At 56.5% G+C, this 16,038-nt stretch carries 12 protein-coding genes; 10 read left to right on the forward strand and 2 right to left on the reverse strand.

Annotated features, from left to right (window positions below):
- Positions 1-4: 4 nt before the first annotated feature.
- The 4 genes from B3K78_RS02430 (at position 5) to B3K78_RS02445 (ending at position 5,189) form a co-directional block, all read left to right on the forward strand.
- Positions 5-946: an alpha/beta fold hydrolase gene (locus B3K78_RS02430; RefSeq protein ID WP_286694181.1), complete on the forward strand. Its 942-nt coding sequence runs from the start codon at positions 5-7 to the stop codon at positions 944-946.
- Positions 946-2,316 carry a flavin monoamine oxidase family protein gene (locus B3K78_RS02435; RefSeq protein WP_286694182.1) on the forward strand — a complete coding sequence of 457 codons (1,371 nt, stop codon included), beginning with the start codon at positions 946-948 and terminating at the stop codon, positions 2,314-2,316. Before B3K78_RS02430 ends, B3K78_RS02435 begins: the two co-directional genes overlap by 1 nt.
- 57 nt (positions 2,317-2,373) lie before the next feature.
- Positions 2,374-4,422, forward strand: coding sequence for an MOSC N-terminal beta barrel domain-containing protein (locus B3K78_RS02440; RefSeq protein WP_286694183.1), 2,049 nt, complete (start codon positions 2,374-2,376; stop codon positions 4,420-4,422).
- Between the two features lie 122 nt (positions 4,423-4,544).
- Positions 4,545-5,189: an SOS response-associated peptidase gene (locus tag B3K78_RS02445; protein ID WP_286694184.1), complete on the forward strand. Its 645-nt coding sequence runs from the start codon at positions 4,545-4,547 to the stop codon at positions 5,187-5,189.
- A gap of 12 nt (positions 5,190-5,201) precedes the next feature.
- Here B3K78_RS02445 and B3K78_RS02450 read toward each other — a convergent pair whose 3' ends face one another.
- Both B3K78_RS02450 and B3K78_RS02455 read right to left on the reverse strand, forming a co-directional pair.
- Positions 5,202-7,490, reverse strand: coding sequence for an ATP-dependent DNA helicase (locus B3K78_RS02450; RefSeq protein WP_286694185.1), 2,289 nt, complete (start codon positions 7,488-7,490; stop codon positions 5,202-5,204).
- The gene (locus B3K78_RS02455) at positions 7,487-9,178 is read right to left on the reverse strand and encodes a VRR-NUC domain-containing protein (protein WP_286694186.1); all 1,692 of its coding nucleotides are present in this window, start codon (positions 9,176-9,178) and stop codon (positions 7,487-7,489) included. The genes B3K78_RS02450 and B3K78_RS02455 overlap by 4 nt, the downstream gene beginning before the upstream one ends.
- 298 nt (positions 9,179-9,476) lie before the next feature.
- On the opposite strand from B3K78_RS02455, the gene B3K78_RS02460 reads away from it, so the two are divergent.
- From B3K78_RS02460 to B3K78_RS02485, 6 genes are all read left to right on the forward strand, one after another.
- On the forward strand, positions 9,477-10,748 hold the full coding sequence (locus tag B3K78_RS02460) for an ABC1 kinase family protein (protein WP_286694187.1): 1,272 nt from the start codon (positions 9,477-9,479) through the stop codon (positions 10,746-10,748).
- Positions 10,749-10,823: 75 nt separating this feature from the next.
- Entirely contained in the window at positions 10,824-11,498 is a 675-nt protein-coding gene (locus B3K78_RS02465) for a porin family protein (protein WP_286694188.1), read from the forward strand.
- 164 nt (positions 11,499-11,662) lie between these two features.
- Positions 11,663-12,169: a (2Fe-2S)-binding protein gene (locus B3K78_RS02470; RefSeq protein WP_027872564.1), complete on the forward strand. Its 507-nt coding sequence runs from the start codon at positions 11,663-11,665 to the stop codon at positions 12,167-12,169.
- Positions 12,166-14,328 carry a xanthine dehydrogenase family protein molybdopterin-binding subunit gene (locus B3K78_RS02475; protein ID WP_286694189.1) on the forward strand — a complete coding sequence of 721 codons (2,163 nt, stop codon included), beginning with the start codon at positions 12,166-12,168 and terminating at the stop codon, positions 14,326-14,328. Before B3K78_RS02470 ends, B3K78_RS02475 begins: the two co-directional genes overlap by 4 nt.
- Positions 14,329-14,442: 114 nt before the next feature.
- Positions 14,443-15,546 carry an MBL fold metallo-hydrolase gene (locus tag B3K78_RS02480; RefSeq protein ID WP_204995441.1) on the forward strand — a complete coding sequence of 368 codons (1,104 nt, stop codon included), beginning with the start codon at positions 14,443-14,445 and terminating at the stop codon, positions 15,544-15,546.
- A gap of 2 nt (positions 15,547-15,548) precedes the next feature.
- Entirely contained in the window at positions 15,549-15,968 is a 420-nt protein-coding gene (locus tag B3K78_RS02485; protein ID WP_286694190.1) for an HIT family protein, read from the forward strand.
- Positions 15,969-16,038 lie beyond the last annotated feature (70 nt).

The raw sequence follows: 16,038 nt of genomic DNA on the forward strand, positions 1-16,038 counted from the left end.
TGGCATGAAGGTCAGAGAGGGTTTCGTTGAGTCGGATGGCCATCGCTTCGCTTATTTAGCGGTCAATGAACACTTGGCGAGCGATGATCAGCCGGCGATTATCTTTATTCATGGAGTGCTGGCCTCAGTCAATTTTTGGCGAGACTGTGTGCCGGCCAGCTTCCGTGAACAGCGCGCGTGGTATGCCTTAAGTTTGCCCGCCCATCACCCCTCTACCGTTTCGGAAAACTTTGCTTCTGAAAACCTGGATGAGCAGTGGTTTTACGACATTACCCACGGCGCAATTTCCGCATTGCTAGGTAGCCGAAAGGCAATTGTTATCGGGCATTCCACTGGTGGTTTCTGCGCGTTAAATCTGGCGATCCGTCGTGCGCCGAATGTGATTGGTATTGTAAGTATTGCTGGCTTTCACAGCGGGAACTGGGGCGGAGTGGAAGGTTTGCTCGTTAAGCTGGCGGCTGCGGGAAGCTGGGCAAAAGGCTTGTTTGCAGTAAATATCTGGTTGGCCAAAAAAAGCGCATTCGTTCAGCGCCTGTTTGCCAGTTTGCTGGCCTATGACCGACATGCTTACCTGGCAAGCCCATTGAGTCAGAAGATGATCGACAATATTCGGCCTAATGTTCGCAGCCAAGACTCCTCGGCATTGTTTTATTTATTCCGAGGTATCAACCGTCTGGAGATTGCTGAGCAGCTGAATGACATTTCCATACCGTGCTATCTGCTCGCCGGCACTCACGACCCAGTTGTGCCAGCCGAGCAATCTCTGTTGTTGGCGGGAGCGATTAAACGGGTCAAAACGGTGGTGTTCCAAAATGTTGGTCATATGCCGTTTATGGAAGCTACCGAGGTCTGCATGGCCGCCATCGAGGGGGCTGTTAACGACATTGCATCGCAGTATAGCCGCTATAGCATCGAGGTTGATGCTCAGCTTGAAGGAGAGCGCTGATGAACGCTACGGGTGCCAACAATGTCATTGTCATCGGAGCGGGTTTTTCTGGGCTGGCGGCGGCTGATGCACTCAATGCCGCGGGCCTGGCGGTGACCGTTGTGGAAGCTCGTGACCGCGTGGGTGGACGAGCGCGCACGCAGCAACAGGAAAATGGTATTTGGCTGGATTATGGCGGTCAATGGCTGGGGCCCGGGCAAGACGAAATGTATGCGCTGGCAAAGCGCTTGGATCATAGCACCTGGCCGATGTATACCGCTGGCAAGCACCGCACCTTATTTTCCGGGCGGCTCGGGGCATATCGCGGCAGCATTCCCCTTAACTTGCCACTGCGCGCACTCTCTAGCTTAGGCTATGCCTACTTTCGCTTGCTGCGCCTGATGCGAAGGGTCGACAGAAATAGCCCGTGGCTGTCGCCGTGGGCACAGGAGCTGGATAGCCAAAGCATGGGGGAGTGGATGCGCGCGCATGTGCGTCACCCCGATGCCTTCAGTGTTTTTCGTATTGCTGTGGAAAGTATCTTCGCGGCTCACCCGGACGATATAAGCCTGCTGCATGCGCTGTTCTATTTTCGCAGTGGTGGAGGCTTTTTCTCCTTGGTGGAGTCCGAGGGTGGCGCGCAGCAAGACCGCCTGCAGAGAGGCGTGCAACCCTTGGCCGAGGCCTACGCTAAGGACCTGCAGCAGCGCGGTGTGCAGATGTTCCTCAATGCGCCTGTGCGCAGCGTCGAGCAGACGGGCAGCGCAGTAACAGTAAAAAGCGATACCCGCGAGTGGCAGGCAGCGGCAGCAATATGCGCCGCGCCGCCAATATTGGCCCATGACATTGTATTTACGCCGGCCTTGTCGGAGGCCAAGAAGGCGCTGCTGAACAATCTACAACCGGGCTGCGCCATTAAGTGTTTCGCTATTTATGAAACGCCATTCTGGCGCAACCAGGGTTGGTCTGGTTCGGCGGTCTCGGATGTGCCCCCGGTACATGTGTGTTTTGACGTAACGCCTCCCGATGAAACGCGCGGCATTCTTATGGGCTTTATCGAGGGGCGCGAAGGCGTCAAATACACGGAATTGGGTGAATCGGCGCGCCGCGAAGCCTTCTTGGAAGCGCTGACAAATTGGTTTGGCGATGAGGCAGCAACCCCGCTGGATTACTGCGACCACAGTTGGCGAAATGATGACTGGGCGCGTGGTTGCTATGCCGGCGTCGCCGGCCCGGGTCACTGGACGTCCGTTGGGCATAGCATTCGTGCGCCGCACGAGCGGGTGTTCTGGGCGGGAACGGAAACGGCGACGCAGTGGAATGGCTATTTTGAAGGGGCGGTGCGCGCGGGTAAGCGCGCTGCTTCTCAAGTGATCGAGACTTTGTCTTAAAACGGCAAGTGATTCGCGTTAAAACGGTCGGTGATTCTCTGAGGGTATGGGTGAAAAATGCATGTAGGCACCATTAAGGAAATATGGCGTTTTCCTGTGAAGTCGATGGGTGGTGAGCGCATCAGCGCAGCCAACATTGACTATGCGGGATTTGCAGATGATCGTACCTGGGCGGTCCGCGATGACGAGACCAATGAGATTGCCACTGCTCGGCGTATTCCCAAGCTAATGATGCTAAAGGCCCGCTATCTCACTGAGCCGACTACCGGCTTTGGCCCGGTGGCGGCGTCGCGGGTAGAGATCGAATTGCCAGATGGGCGCCGCGTGAGCTCTGATGATCCCTATGCGTCGGCGATTTTGTCGATGTATCTCGGCAAACGCGTCACCCTGATACCGCGACCGGCTGCGCGAGATAAGGCTGCCTACCGCCTGACTCAGCCGATGAGCCCGCGAGAAATCCGCTATATATTGGGCATGGCAGCGGATGATCCAGATCCCGATTTTTCTTGGTTTTCGCTCAAAGTACTCACCAATTTGTCCAAATACACAACGCCGCCAGGTGCGCTCTACGATGTCTATCCGCTGCATTTCATCACAACTGCCGCACTGGATAGCATGAATGCTATTTACCCTGAGGGAAACTTTTGCCCCCAGCGCTACCGGCCGAGTTTTGTTATCGAAACTAAGCCCGAGTTAACGGGCATAGTGGAGAACAGCTGGCGCGGCCGTGACCTGCGTATCGGCGATGCCCTCATTCGCTGTAATCACCCGACTATCCGCTGTTCTATGCCCGGCACGCAGCAGCCCGGTATTCACCAAGACCCCAATGTTCCCCTCACGGTGATGCGGCATGCCGGTCAGCACCTGGGGGCGTATGCGAGCCCGCGTAACCGCGCGGTGATTCAGCTCGGTGATAGCGTTGAGCTGGTCGATCAGGCAAGCACAAAACTTTACGTCTGGTTTGATGACGTTGGGCGTCGAGTCAAGTCGCAGGTCGTTAAGGCAGGGAATCGTATTGCCCAGTGGCAGGAGCAGAAGCGCGCACCGTCGTCCGCGGTAAAATCGCCTTATCCCCGGGGATTCCGCCCTTTTACTCTGGTTAAACGGGAGCAGGAATCCAGCGATATTATCTCGCTGTGGTTTCAAGACCCGGAGCGCAGCGAGCTGCCGCGCTTTGTACCCGGTCAGCATATCGTGCTGGCCATACCGCAGATTGATGGCGGCCTGGTTTATCGGCCCTACACGCTGTCCAGCCCCAGCGATCAGTTGGATAGTTTTCGCATATCCGTGAAGCGCGAGGTCGGCACGGTGAGCGGTGAATCGGCGGTGGGCAGAGGCTCCGGTTGGCTGCATGATCAACTCGCCGTCGGTGACAGTGTGGCGATTAAAGATCCGAATGGGCAGTTTGGCGCCGTCCCGACAGACTCCCAGCCACTGGCGTTAGTTAGTACCGGCATCGGTATTACGCCGATGCTATCGATCCTGCAGAGTGTCGCCAAAGAAAACCCCGAACGGGATGTGCGCTTATTTCACGGCATTCGCGACCCACAAGATTTTGCTTTCCAAGGTGCACTCGAGGCGCTGAAGCAGCAATTAACCAATTTCGACTTACAGCTTTATGTGACGGGGCAGGGAAGTGAGCCGCCTGTTGGCAGCCATGCGGGTCGCATGACCCCTGAGCGAGTGTGCGCTGCACTACCCGATGTCGACAAATATGATGTTCTGATCTGCGGAAAACCGGCATTTAGTAAGGCTTTCCACGATGGCTTGTTAGCGTGCGGAATCGCCGCAGAACGCCTGCACTTCGAGAGTTTCGGTGCTAGCCTTGGCGTCGATGACGGCGACCAAACCGCGTATCGCATCTACTTTAGCCAGAGCGAGCAAACAGTAGACTGGAACCCTGCACAGGAGAGTTTGCTTAGTTTTGCCGAAGAGCAGGGCATTCATGCCAATTCAGGCTGTCGCTACGGCGCCTGCCAGGCTTGCGAGTGTACCTTGCTTTCCGGCGAGGTCAGCTATCCCGACGACGTTCAACCGCCGGGAGGCAAAAACAAAATCCTACTTTGCTCAGCGAGGCCAAAGTCGGACTTAACGCTAGCGCTGTAAGTTGCCGTCAATGTAGGGTTGCGAAGAGTAACGCTCGGGCTTGTTGTCGATTACAACAAGCGTGTTTTAAGAATTGCGGCTGTGCTTGGCTGAGCGCGGCCGCGTTGTTTGGGTAGCGTTAAATGTGTGGTCGCTTGTTTTTTGAACACAATGCGTCGGTTGAAATGTTAATCAGAGCACTGGGGTTTAATGACTTTCAAATGCCGTCGTTGCCCAATGTGGCACCTACTGAGGCCGTGCCCGTTGTGCATTTTCTAGAGGGGCAGTTGACGATCAGCCCTATGCGTTGGTGGTTGGTGCCAAGTTGGTCAGACGGGCCAAGCACGAAGTTTGCGATGTTCAATGCTCGGATCGAGTCGGTACAGACAAGCAGGGCCTACAAGGGGCCACTCAAATACCGGCGTGGGATTGTTCCGGCGTCAGCATTCATGGAATGGCAGACGGTAGCGGGTAAGAAACAGCCCTATTATTTTACCGGTGACCCAAAGCCGCTGGCGCTAGCGGCTATCTGGGAGGAGTGGGGCGGGGAATTACTGTCAGTATCGGTGCTCACGCAGTCTGCCGATAGCAATTTTACCCGCTACCACCCGCGTATGCCGGTTATGCTATCGGGCGAGCAAATAAACCACTGGCTCGACCACCGGCTTGCGCCAAAAGACGTGCTGGCGGCTGTGTCTGGCGCAAGTGTTCCGCTGTTGGCCAGGACGGTTGATCCCCAGCTCAATAATGCCCGGCTGAAGGTCTTTCCCGATTCTTTCACACCGTAGTATTCATGGCGGTCAACGCAGGCCCCACCACTTGGGCAGTAATGCCCGGATTGCGGGCCGGCTAAAGCGATCATCGATTAACTCGATAACGCCGCGATCCTCCTCGGTGCGAATCAATCTCCCTGCCGCTTGTACCACTTTTTGTATGCCGGGGTAGAGGTAGGTGTAGTCATAACCGCGGCCGTAGCGCGCTTCAAGCCGTTGCCGGAGAACTTCGTACAGGTCGTTGTGGGGAGGAAGGCCGAGGGTGGCAACAAACACGCCGATCAGCCGTTCGCCCGGTAAATCTATGCCTTCGCCAAACACCCCGCCTAATACCGCGAACCCGACACTGGGGGTGGCGTCGCTGACTTCAGTAATGAAACTGTCTCTTTCAGCGGGAGGCATGCCCGGGCGTTGGCGCAGTAGCCGCAATGTGGGGGCGTGCTCCCGCAGGTATTCAAACAGGGCGTTTAGGTAGTCAAAACTGCTGACATACACCAGGTAGTTGCCGGGGGTTACGGTCATTTGTTGCACGATACGGTCGCAAATTGGCGCGAGTGAGTGCTGGCGCTGCTGCTGACGCGTGTTGATTGAGGTGATGAGTCTCAGGTCTATTTGCTCGCGAGAAAATGGGCTCTCCACATCCTTAAAAACCGTATCGGCGGGCAGTCCCAGCAGGTCTTGGTGGTACTGAGGAGGGGACAGGGTGGCGGAGAACAACACGGTGCAGGCGGCGGCGTCAAAGCGAGGCCGCAAATGGTCGGCGGGAATGAGGTTGTCGATACACAGTTTGCCACTTCCCGGCTTGGCTTGAAGACTACCACTTACGGTTTCAAAGCTGAGCGTACACAGGGAGTGGTCTGCAAAGCTGTCAGCTAGGCGCAGAAAGGCGAGGGCGGTGAATAGTACCTGCTGTACATCGGCGGCGGCCGGGTGGTCAGTGAGGTAGTCGGTAATGGCGGCAATGACACTGTACAGCGCGCTATTGAGCGCCTCTGGCACCTCGTCGAGATAGTATTGGTGGTGAAGTTCGAACTCGCTGTCCTCAAGATAGGGGCGAATCAAGGCGGCCCAGGCGGTTTCCAGCTCAGAGAGTGGTTTGAGTAGCGGTGCCGGAACCTTGCGCACGGTGTAAAGTAACTCGGCCTCGGAAAGCTCCATGCTGTACATACCGCGGGCCCGGTCGATAAGGTTGTGGGCTTCGTCGACCACCGGCATTACTCGCCATAGATGTTGCTGGGCCAAGCTGTATAGGAGGGCGAATTGATCGAAATAATGATTCACATCGCCCACCACAATATCTGACCAGCGCGCCATTTCCTGGGCGAGAAAGTAGCGGCAAATGTCGTGCTCTGCGGCAATCTGGCGCAGCGTTGTTTGGTCGAGACAGCGCGTCTGGGTCGCCTGCTGGCGCGCTGCGCTAAGCCTGTCGAAAAAACCATTGGCCAGGGGGCAGGAATCGCCGTGACAGGCTTTGTCTGGATGGTCACAGCTGGCTTCTTTGGCAGAGAGCTCCACGAATCGCAGGGGCACTGTGGTGTCTTGGTGGTCGAGGATGCTGCGAAGGCCGTCTAAGCCGAGCTGGCGCCCGGTGTTGCGATTACTTAGAAAAAACACGCGATCGAGGTCGCTGGCTGGCATAGCCTTTAGCGCCGGGAATAAAACACCAACGGTTTTGCCGATACCGGTCGGGGCTTGGAGTAACAGTGGCGTGTCGCGCCTTGCGGCCTTGTACACGTTTTCGGACAGTGCCCGTTGGCCGGTGCGAAAGTCCGGGTAGGGGAAACGCAGTGCCGCGAGGGCCTCGTCCCGCGCGCGGCGATGTGCGGTTTCACTTTCCGCCCAGTGCCGATAGCGGTCGCAAAGTGTGGTTAAAAACTCTATCAGTAATGCGGCCTCGAAGGTTTGCGTGTCCGGCGTTTCCTGTTCGTCGCGGACTTCAAAGTAGGTGAGCCGCAGGTCGATATTGTCGCGTTTGTCGCGCAGGCACAGTAAAGCGCCGTACACTTTCAGCTGCGCCCAGTGTAAGGCTCGCCGCCCGGGTCCAATGCGGTTGATATTTCCCCGATGCGTTTTAATTTCTTCCAGATAGCATTTGTCGGGGTTCGCGTAGTAGCCGTCTACGCGCCCACTTATCACGATGCCCGCGCACTCCCCGGTTAACCGGTATTCGGCGACATAGGGGTCGGGTCGGCGTTGTTGAACGGTGAGGTGGCCGATAATGCCCTCATCGGCGCTCGGTGCGGGGGTGTAGCGAAACTCCAGGCTGCCGCTTCGCGCGGCAAATTCGCAGAGGTTGCGCACCGATACCTCAATCATGATTTGCTCTCCCAATCGACTTCTGCAACGGATACGGGTAAACCGGCCTGAAGCATGGTTTCAATCCACAGGCGCTGATGGTCTTGCAGGCGGTCGCCGGGGCCTTTGACTTCAATCAGTTGATAGCGGCATTGGGCGGTATCGAATAACACCAGGTCCGGCATACCGCGTCGGTGGTGGCGAAGATCGCTGAGTAGGTGGCGGAAAACGATGCGCAAATGCTCGGCAGGAATACAGCGTAGCGCCGCTTGGACAAGCGCCTCGCTCATCGCCGGCCAGTGTATCAATGTGCAGGAAATACCGTGCTTGGCCCGCCAGATTTTCCATATTTCCTGCTGATAGGCCTTGGTTTCCAGCAAGCGCAAGCGCTGGTCGATTAGTGTTTGCCGGCGAGTGACAAAATCGGCTCTAAACAAGTCGGCGGGGCCGGCCTGAAAGGGATGAAAGAAGGCGCCGGGCAATGGTTCAAATAACACCGGCCAGAACAGCAATCCAAAAAGCCCAGTGAATAAGGTGTTTTCGCTATAGAAGCCGGTAAGCGATTTATTTTCGGTTAGCGCAGCAAGCGTTGCGACTTCCACGCTGTGTTCAGATTGACGCAATAGCAGGGTCTGGCTGGGAATAGGCTGTAGGCGCCGGGCAGCGCTGGGCTGACCGGCCTTGCGCCGAAGGCGATGCTGAATCCGTTGTAAGTGCAGCCGAGTTTCCGGGCGCTGCACGTTGTGAAGTGACGCATCCAAACGCGGCAGCAGTTGCTCGGGTAAGGGTGTGGATTTTTCCAACACGCGAAACTGCCTGACCAGTGCTTCTTCCAAGGGGTTGTCTCGGTAGAGCTGCAGTGCGGTATCGATATCACCGCAGCGCTCAGCGTGATGGGCGAGCTGAAAGAGTAGTTTTTGTCGGCGGTGTTCCAGCCAGCTATTTGTGCTGGGGCCAGGCACCTGAAGCTCATTGACTGAAACGCCCTCTGCCAGGGCAGTTTGGCAGTGATAGATGTCGAGGTAATCGTCGACGTCATTGCGATCTGAAAACGCGCGCGATTGAGGCGTGAAACTCACTGCCTCGTAACGCTGATAGCCCAGCTCGGCGAGCACAAATTCCGACCAGTCTTGGTAGAGGTTGCCGAAGAACATCAATCGAATTCGCTGCAATAGCGCGTCGCGAAGTAGGCTGATTGTATTAATAGTGCCCTCGGGCCACCACTGCTGCATGGTTCGTCCGGAGTGATCGGCAACCAGGGTTTGCAGCGGCGCCAGCATCTCGCTTTTGCGCAGTGTTCGTGGGCAGTCAACGCCGCGGCTGGTCAGTAATTGCAGTAATTCCGCTCGGCGGCACAGCTTGTGAACATCGTTGGCCGTTATAGACGGGTTTAGCGCCACCCAGCCAGCGTCGACCAGTGGCCGTAGCGCGTCATCGATAGACGGAATCTCTCGATAGCGCAGCGTGTCGCCACGAAATAGTGTGCCACTGCGCATGCTTAGTCTTGCGAGTAATGCGCGGCTGTGCTTCGGTAACGCGATAAACTGGTCGAGTATCGATCGTTCTGCCGTCTCCAATAAGTCACTGTGGTGGCTGCGTACCCAGTGAATAACCGTTTCCAGATTCGCCAGGTAGTACAGCGGATCGTTCAGCGAGGCGCGCTGAATTTCTGCGTTGTGATGGCGTTTATCCGGGGGCGTTGTTTTCATAGAGGGTGTTTGTGAATGAAGCAAGGGCCTTAGCAGTTAGAGGAAAGCGACTGGCGATACTGCGTTGATCGATCTTCGCTCATCATACATTTTGTACTGTACGGGTGTACAGTGATAGACCTGAGCGGGCGGGAATGCAGCCGCGCGCCTGTGGGGCGATTAAATAAACCGTAATCCAAATCCGCGCTGTAACATCGTATACCGTAACAAACGGCTCAGTAGTGATGTGATCACCGCCGTGGCGGGTGAATTTTATCGGTGTTGGGATATCGCCAACCTATATCGGAGGGAAATGGCATTGCCGAATTCTACAAAGCGCGGGCGGCGCATCCTGGCGGCGGGGGCGCGTACCTTAGGGCGCGGCATTGTGCGCACCGTTACCCGATCAGATGCGGGGGCACACTGGGCGCGGGTAGGAGGCGACTGGTACGAAACCCTGGGGGAGCTTAAAGGTGCGGCAATGAAACTTGGCCAGCTAGCATCCCAGTATCACGATGTGCTGCCGCCGGAGTTGTCTAAGCAGTTGGCGCGGCTGCAGGCCGATGCCGCGCCGTTGCTCTGGAAGAACATCCGGGAAGTGCTTGATGGACAGTGGTCAGCGCATCAGTGGCAACTGATTGCAGAGATTGAACACGCGCCACTGGCCAGTGCCTCGATTGGTCAGGTGCATCTGGCAACACTTCGTGACGGGCGAAAAGTGGCAGTAAAAATACGCTACCCCGGTGTTGCTGCGGCGATGGACGCTGATATTAATAATCTCGGCAGAATGCTGCGGATGGCGGGCATTTTGCCCTTTGATGGCGCCAGCCTGAAGGCCTTGCTGGAAGAGGTTCGCGAGCGGATGGCCGAGGAGATGGATTACCAGCGCGAGCGAGAGTATTTAGAAATTTTTGCCGGCTTGCCAAATCGCGATGGCATCATCGTTCCCGATGTCGTTACTGAGCTCTGCAGTCCATCGGTGGTGGTGACGGAGTTTGTCAGCGGTAGCGGCATCGAGGTGGCGCAACACTGGCCTCAGGCTGTGCGCGATCGCATTGGTGAGCGCTATGTAGACTGGATGGTGGCGCAGATATTTGATCACGGTATTGTCCACGCCGACCCACACCCCGGTAACTACAGTTTCCGCGAAGACGGCAGCATCGTTGTTTTCGATTTTGGTTGCGTGAAACGTGTTAGTGGCACGGATCAACGGCTAATTGCCGAGCAAGTGCGCGCGGTGGTTGAGCGCAATATGGCGGCGCTGCATCAATCGCTGGGGGAGATGGGGAGTTTGGCCAAGCCGGGCCGTCAGCCCTCTGCTGGCCTGGAGCGCGCATACACGGAAAGCACCGAGTTTTTGCATGAGCGGATGATTGTCGAGCCGCCATTCGATTTTGCAGATCCGAGTTTTATTACCGACGCCCGGGCGATCGCGCGGCGCGCACTGCCGGTATGGGGGCAATTTCAGCCGGTTCCTGACCTGGCCTTCGTCGCTCGCTCTCTCAGTGGTGGCTACTGGTTGCTGCGTCGACTGGAAGCGCAAGTCGATTTACGTGAGCGCATTGTGGAAATAGCAAAACGGCGCCACTAGCTAAGGTCGTTATTCAGGCTCGATTCAGGCTGAGCGCGCCACACTGGCGTCACTGTTCACTCTTGGAGTACTGCAATGAAGCCACAACTGATGGGCTGGGCGCTTTTACTTTCTACAACCTCCGGTATTGCGATGGCCAGCCACGCTGGCGGGCATTATTCTTCCTATAGCCGCTCCCCTAATTTTTATTTATTCGGAGGCCTGGGAGCCTCTGAGTTCACCACCGATGCAGGTGATATTCGCTACAGTTTCGGTGACGGCTCACTGAGAGATATCGAGGTGGATAACCAGTCTACCGCTGGGCGTTTTGGATTTGGGATTGTGCTCAGTGAGGCGCTGTCGCTGGAGCTGGGTTACGCGCACTTAGGTGAGCTCAGTGCCAGAGCGCAATCCGACGGCAGTCAGGTGTTAAATAATGGCTATGCGCCCGGGCCGGTTGCGATCGATGGCGACGTAGACGGTGCGTTTTTTGGTGTGCGCTTTCATACGCCGATGTCAGAACCGGCGTCGGCCTTTGTTCGGGCGGGGATGTATGGCTGGACAATGGAGGGCTGGGTGGACGACAGCGATCGCCGCGGCCAATTCACCCTTGAGGGTAGCGATCCCTACGTGGGCGTTGGCTTTATGATGGCGATCTCGCCCGCCGCTGCGGTATCGCTTTCCTATGATTACTATCCTCTGGAAGACGACCGCCGCTCCTTCGACTCAGCAGCCGATGTGTTGTCGCTGGATGTGGTGATGAGCTTCTAGCAAGTTACGGCTATGTAACCCGATAATAATGCATTTTCGCCGCATGTTCTGCGAATTATGAACAAGCTGTAATGGGGTTGTCAGCATCTTTTCTCCATAATCGTCGTTTATAAAAAATAGTCGTATGCTCGCTGCTGAGCATGCAGATCTAGTACGGAGAAAATATGACCAGTCTGGCATTTACGCTAAACGGTAAGGCCGTTGAACTTGATGTTGACCCGAGCACACCGCTGTTATGGGTCATTCGCGACGAGCTGGCAATGACCGGCACCAAGTTCGGTTGCGGCATGGGGCTGTGCGGCGCATGCACGGTGCACTTAAACGGCAACCCTATTCGCAGCTGTAGCTTCCCTGTTCAGGGGGCCGTAGGCCAGGCAATCACCACGATTGAAGGCTTGGTTGACGAGCAGGGTGGCCTCCACCCGGTTCAGGAAGCGTGGATCGAGCACAATGTTCCCCAGTGTGGATATTGCCAGTCCGGTCAAATTATGTCGGCGGTGGCCTTGTTGGAAAGCAATCCGCAACCGAGCGATGCCGATATCGATGCGGCCATGTCCGGTAATATCTGCCGCTGCGGTACGTATTCAAAAATTCGCGCGGCGATTCACGCTGCAGCAGCGGGCGTGCAACATTATGACCCCCAGGCAAATAAAGCGGAGGTGGCGTCATGAGTATTCGTCGTCGCCGTTTTATCCAAGGTAGTGCCGCCGTCGGCGGGTCCCTGGTTCTGGGCGTTAATCTCACCGGTTGTGGGCCAACGCCGCTGCCGCATGCCGCGTCAGCAGACCTTCAACCCAATGCGTTTTTGCAGCTGAGCCCCGACGGGCAGATAACCTTGCAGCTGCACAAATCGGAAATGGGTCAGGGAACCTACACAGGAATGGCGACGATGGCCGCCGAAGAGCTGAACATGCCGCCAAGCATGCTGCATATCGAACAAGCTCAATTCCACCCGGATTTTATCGACCCCGATTTCTACGTAATGCTTACCGGTGGCAGCTCATCGATTCGCACCAGTTTTGAGCCCTTGCGTAAAGCTGCCGCCAGCCTTGCGTATTTGCTGCGCAGCGCCGCGGCGGAGCAGGCGGGCGTGGATATTGCGACAGTGATGTTGCGCGATGGAAATGTTTATATCGGTGATTTAGAGGTTAAGCCGGCCAGCCTGATTGATCGGGCTCGTCAACAAGAATTACCCGAGGAGGTGCCGCTCAAAGCCGCGCGCGACTACCGTTTTATTGGCAAGCACAATGCGCGCTTAGACGCTCGGGCAAAAGTGACAGGGCAGGCTGACTTCGGTCTTGATGCCCAGTATCCTGGCGCGCTGAGCGCCGTGCTGGTGCGCTGTCCACATTTTGGCGGCAGCTTAAAAAGCTTTGATGCCAGCGCTGCCTTGTCCAGCCCCGGTGTTGAACAGGTGCTTGAAGTCGACGGTGCCGTGGCGGTATTGGCCGGTAATTATTGGCAAGCGCGCCAGGCGGCAAACAAAATCAGCGTTGAGTGGAACAAGGGGCCACTGGCTGGTGTGAGTAGCCGAGCACTGCGCGCCCAGCGTCACGAGCTGGCAAAGACTGAAGAAGGCAAACAAGTTGAAGAGGTCGGAGAGGCAAGTGCCGCGGTAGGGGAGCGCTTTGAAGCTTTCTACGACGTGCCACTGTTGGCACACGCCACGATGGAGCCGATGAACGCGCTGGCCGTTGCCAGTGACGATGGCATAGAAATCTGGTCTGGTATGCAGGGTGTGCAACTGGCGCTCGATGCGGTAGAGCGTGCCACCGGGATCGAGCGTTCGCGGATTCGCCTGCATAACCACTTTCTGGGTGGTGGCTTCGGGCGACGCATTCAGAACGACTACGTTGTAGAGGCGGCGCGTATCGCGCAGCTCTCTGGCAAGCCTGTGCGACTGGTATGGAGCCGTGAGGACGACACTCGCCACGATTTCTATCGCCCCAACTCTACGGCATTGATGGCCGCGACCATCGATGGCGACAGCGTAAGCAGCGTGCAGATCAAAGCGGTGGCGCCGAGTATTTTTGGTCAGTTTTTACCGGTGATGACCCGCAGTTTGTTACCGAGCTGGTTGCCATCGGGTGTACACGACGGCATTGGCAGCATGGCGGCGGGCTCAGACCCCGCGGCAACGGAAGGTTTGATTCACACGCCCTACAACTTCGCTTACAAGCGCAGTAACTACGTGATGCAGGATGTCTCTGCGCCGCTGGGTTACTGGCGCTCAGTGGGCCATTCGCAGAATGCGTTCTTTATGGAAGGCTTTATCGACGAACTGGCTCACCAAACCAACAAAAACCCGCTGGATTTTCGTCTGGCCAATATGGATTCGGAGTCTCGCCACTTCGCGGTATTGAGCAAGGCCGCTGAACTGGCTGATTGGGGTAACCCGCCTGCCGGTCAGTATCAGGGCTTAGCGGTGCATGAATCCTTTGGCAGCGTGGTGGCAGAAGTGGTGAATGTGTCAGCTGACGGTGGCCGAATTCGGGTGCACAAGGTAACGTGTGTTGTCGACTGCGGCCAAGTGATTAACCCGGATATCGTCGTTGGACAGATGCAAAGCGGCATTAACTTTGGTTTGACGGCGGCCCTGAAAGGCGAAATCACCCTTGAGGATGGCGCCGTCCAGCAGAGTAACTTCCACGATTATCAGTTGCTGCGGATTAACGAATCCCCAGAAATTGACGTTCATATACTGCTGAGTACCAACCCGCCCAGCGGCGTCGGTGAGCCAGGTACGCCACCCGTGGCACCCGCGCTGGCCAATGCCATTTTTGCGGCGACCGGGCAGCGTCTGCGCGAGCTTCCTTTGCGTTTGAGCTAAGTCTGCACTGAGGTTAAACCGCCGCCGCTTTGGCGGCGTGTTTAGCTGCATCTTCGCCAATCTTCTGCCAAACTGGTGTTTTGCCTCTCTTCACGGCAACGATGGACCGTATCTATGAGTTCTGAATCCCAAAACCCTATTCGTTATCCCTTCTCCCAAGCGCCTGCTAAAGGGGAGTGGATTGAAGTTGCGCCCGGCGTCTTTTGGTTGCAGATGGCGCTGCCCATGGCCTTGGATCACATTAATTTATATGTGCTGGACGACGGCGACGGTTGGTATATCGTCGATACCGGCATGAAAACAGGGGATACCCAGGAGCGCTGGCAGTTATTGTTCGATGGCCCGATGGCGGGCAAGCCGCTCAAGGGGGTTATCTGTACCCATATGCACCCCGATCATATTGGTCAGGCGGGTTGGCTTTGCCGCGAGCACCGCGTGCCCCTGTATATGAGCTTTGGCGAATATATCAGCTCGCGCGTGTTTAGCTCGATGGGGCAGGGTGATCTGGAGTGGACCACTGAGCGCTATTTTCAGAACGCCGGCATTCCCGCAGACGTCATCGAGAAAATGCGCAATAAATTCCGCGGCTTCGGCAATATCGTTGAGCCAATGCCCAAGGCCTACCAGCGTCTGAGAGACGGTCAAACGCTGAAGATTGGTGGCCGACGATGGCAGGTAATGACCGGCAGCGGGCATTCGCCGGAACACGTCAGCCTGTTTTCTGCCGACGATAAACTGCTGCTTTCCGGCGACCAAATTATTCCGCGCATCACGTCAAATGTTAGCGTGATGCCCAGCGAGCCAGAGGCCAACCCCCTCGCAGACTGGTTTGCCGCCCTCACGCGCTTTCGTGAAGCATTGCCTGCTGACACCTTGGTGATGCCCGCCCACAACGCGCCGTTCTACGGCGTGCATTACCGCTTGGAGTATTTGATTGATCATCACAAGGGGCACTTGGCGGCTGTGGAGAAGGCCTGTGAACAGCCCAAATGTGCCATTGAGCTTTTCGATGTTTTGTTCGCGCGCAAGGTCGAGATGAGCCAATTAACGCTGGCCCTCGGTGAGTCCATTGCCCACCTGCATTACTTGTATTACCAGGGGCGCTTACAGCGTCATCTCGACGAGCAAGGCGTTTATCGCTACAGCAGTTTAGACCCGGATGGCAGCCCCTACTCGCGCTGCCCGCATCAGCCCGATGATGGCCCGATGGAGGTATAGAAATGAGCGATTGTATTTTTTGCCAAATTGTTGCGGGCCAACTTCCCTGTCACGAAGTGTATCGCGATGACCAGTTACTGTGTTTTATGGATATCGCACCGGCCAGTAATGGCCACTGCTTGATAATTCCGCATGAGCACCACGATGACATTTTCACCATGTCAGACACTTTGCTGGCGGCAGTAAATCAGTTCGCCGGACGCCTTGCGCCCATTTTAAAGGCGCACTGCCAAGCAGATGGCATTGGTGTTCATCAGCTAAACGGCGCCGCCGCTGGCCAAACGGTATTTCATTACCACATGCATTTGATTCCCGCGTATCCGGGGCAAAGCATTCAAATACACGGTCGCGCCCAGGGTGACCCGCAGCAATTGGCTGATAACGCGGTGGCGTTACGTGAGGCGCTGGCCGCGGGTAATTGACCGATTTTGTGCATGGGCTGGCGTGTAATGCTATTGAGGGAAGGCCGGTCTGCGCAGAGAATGAGGGCAC

Origin of the sequence: Spongiibacter sp. UBA1325, from assembly GCF_002306875.1 — a bacterium.
Classification (GTDB): Bacteria; Pseudomonadota; Gammaproteobacteria; order Pseudomonadales; family Spongiibacteraceae; genus Spongiibacter; species Spongiibacter marinus.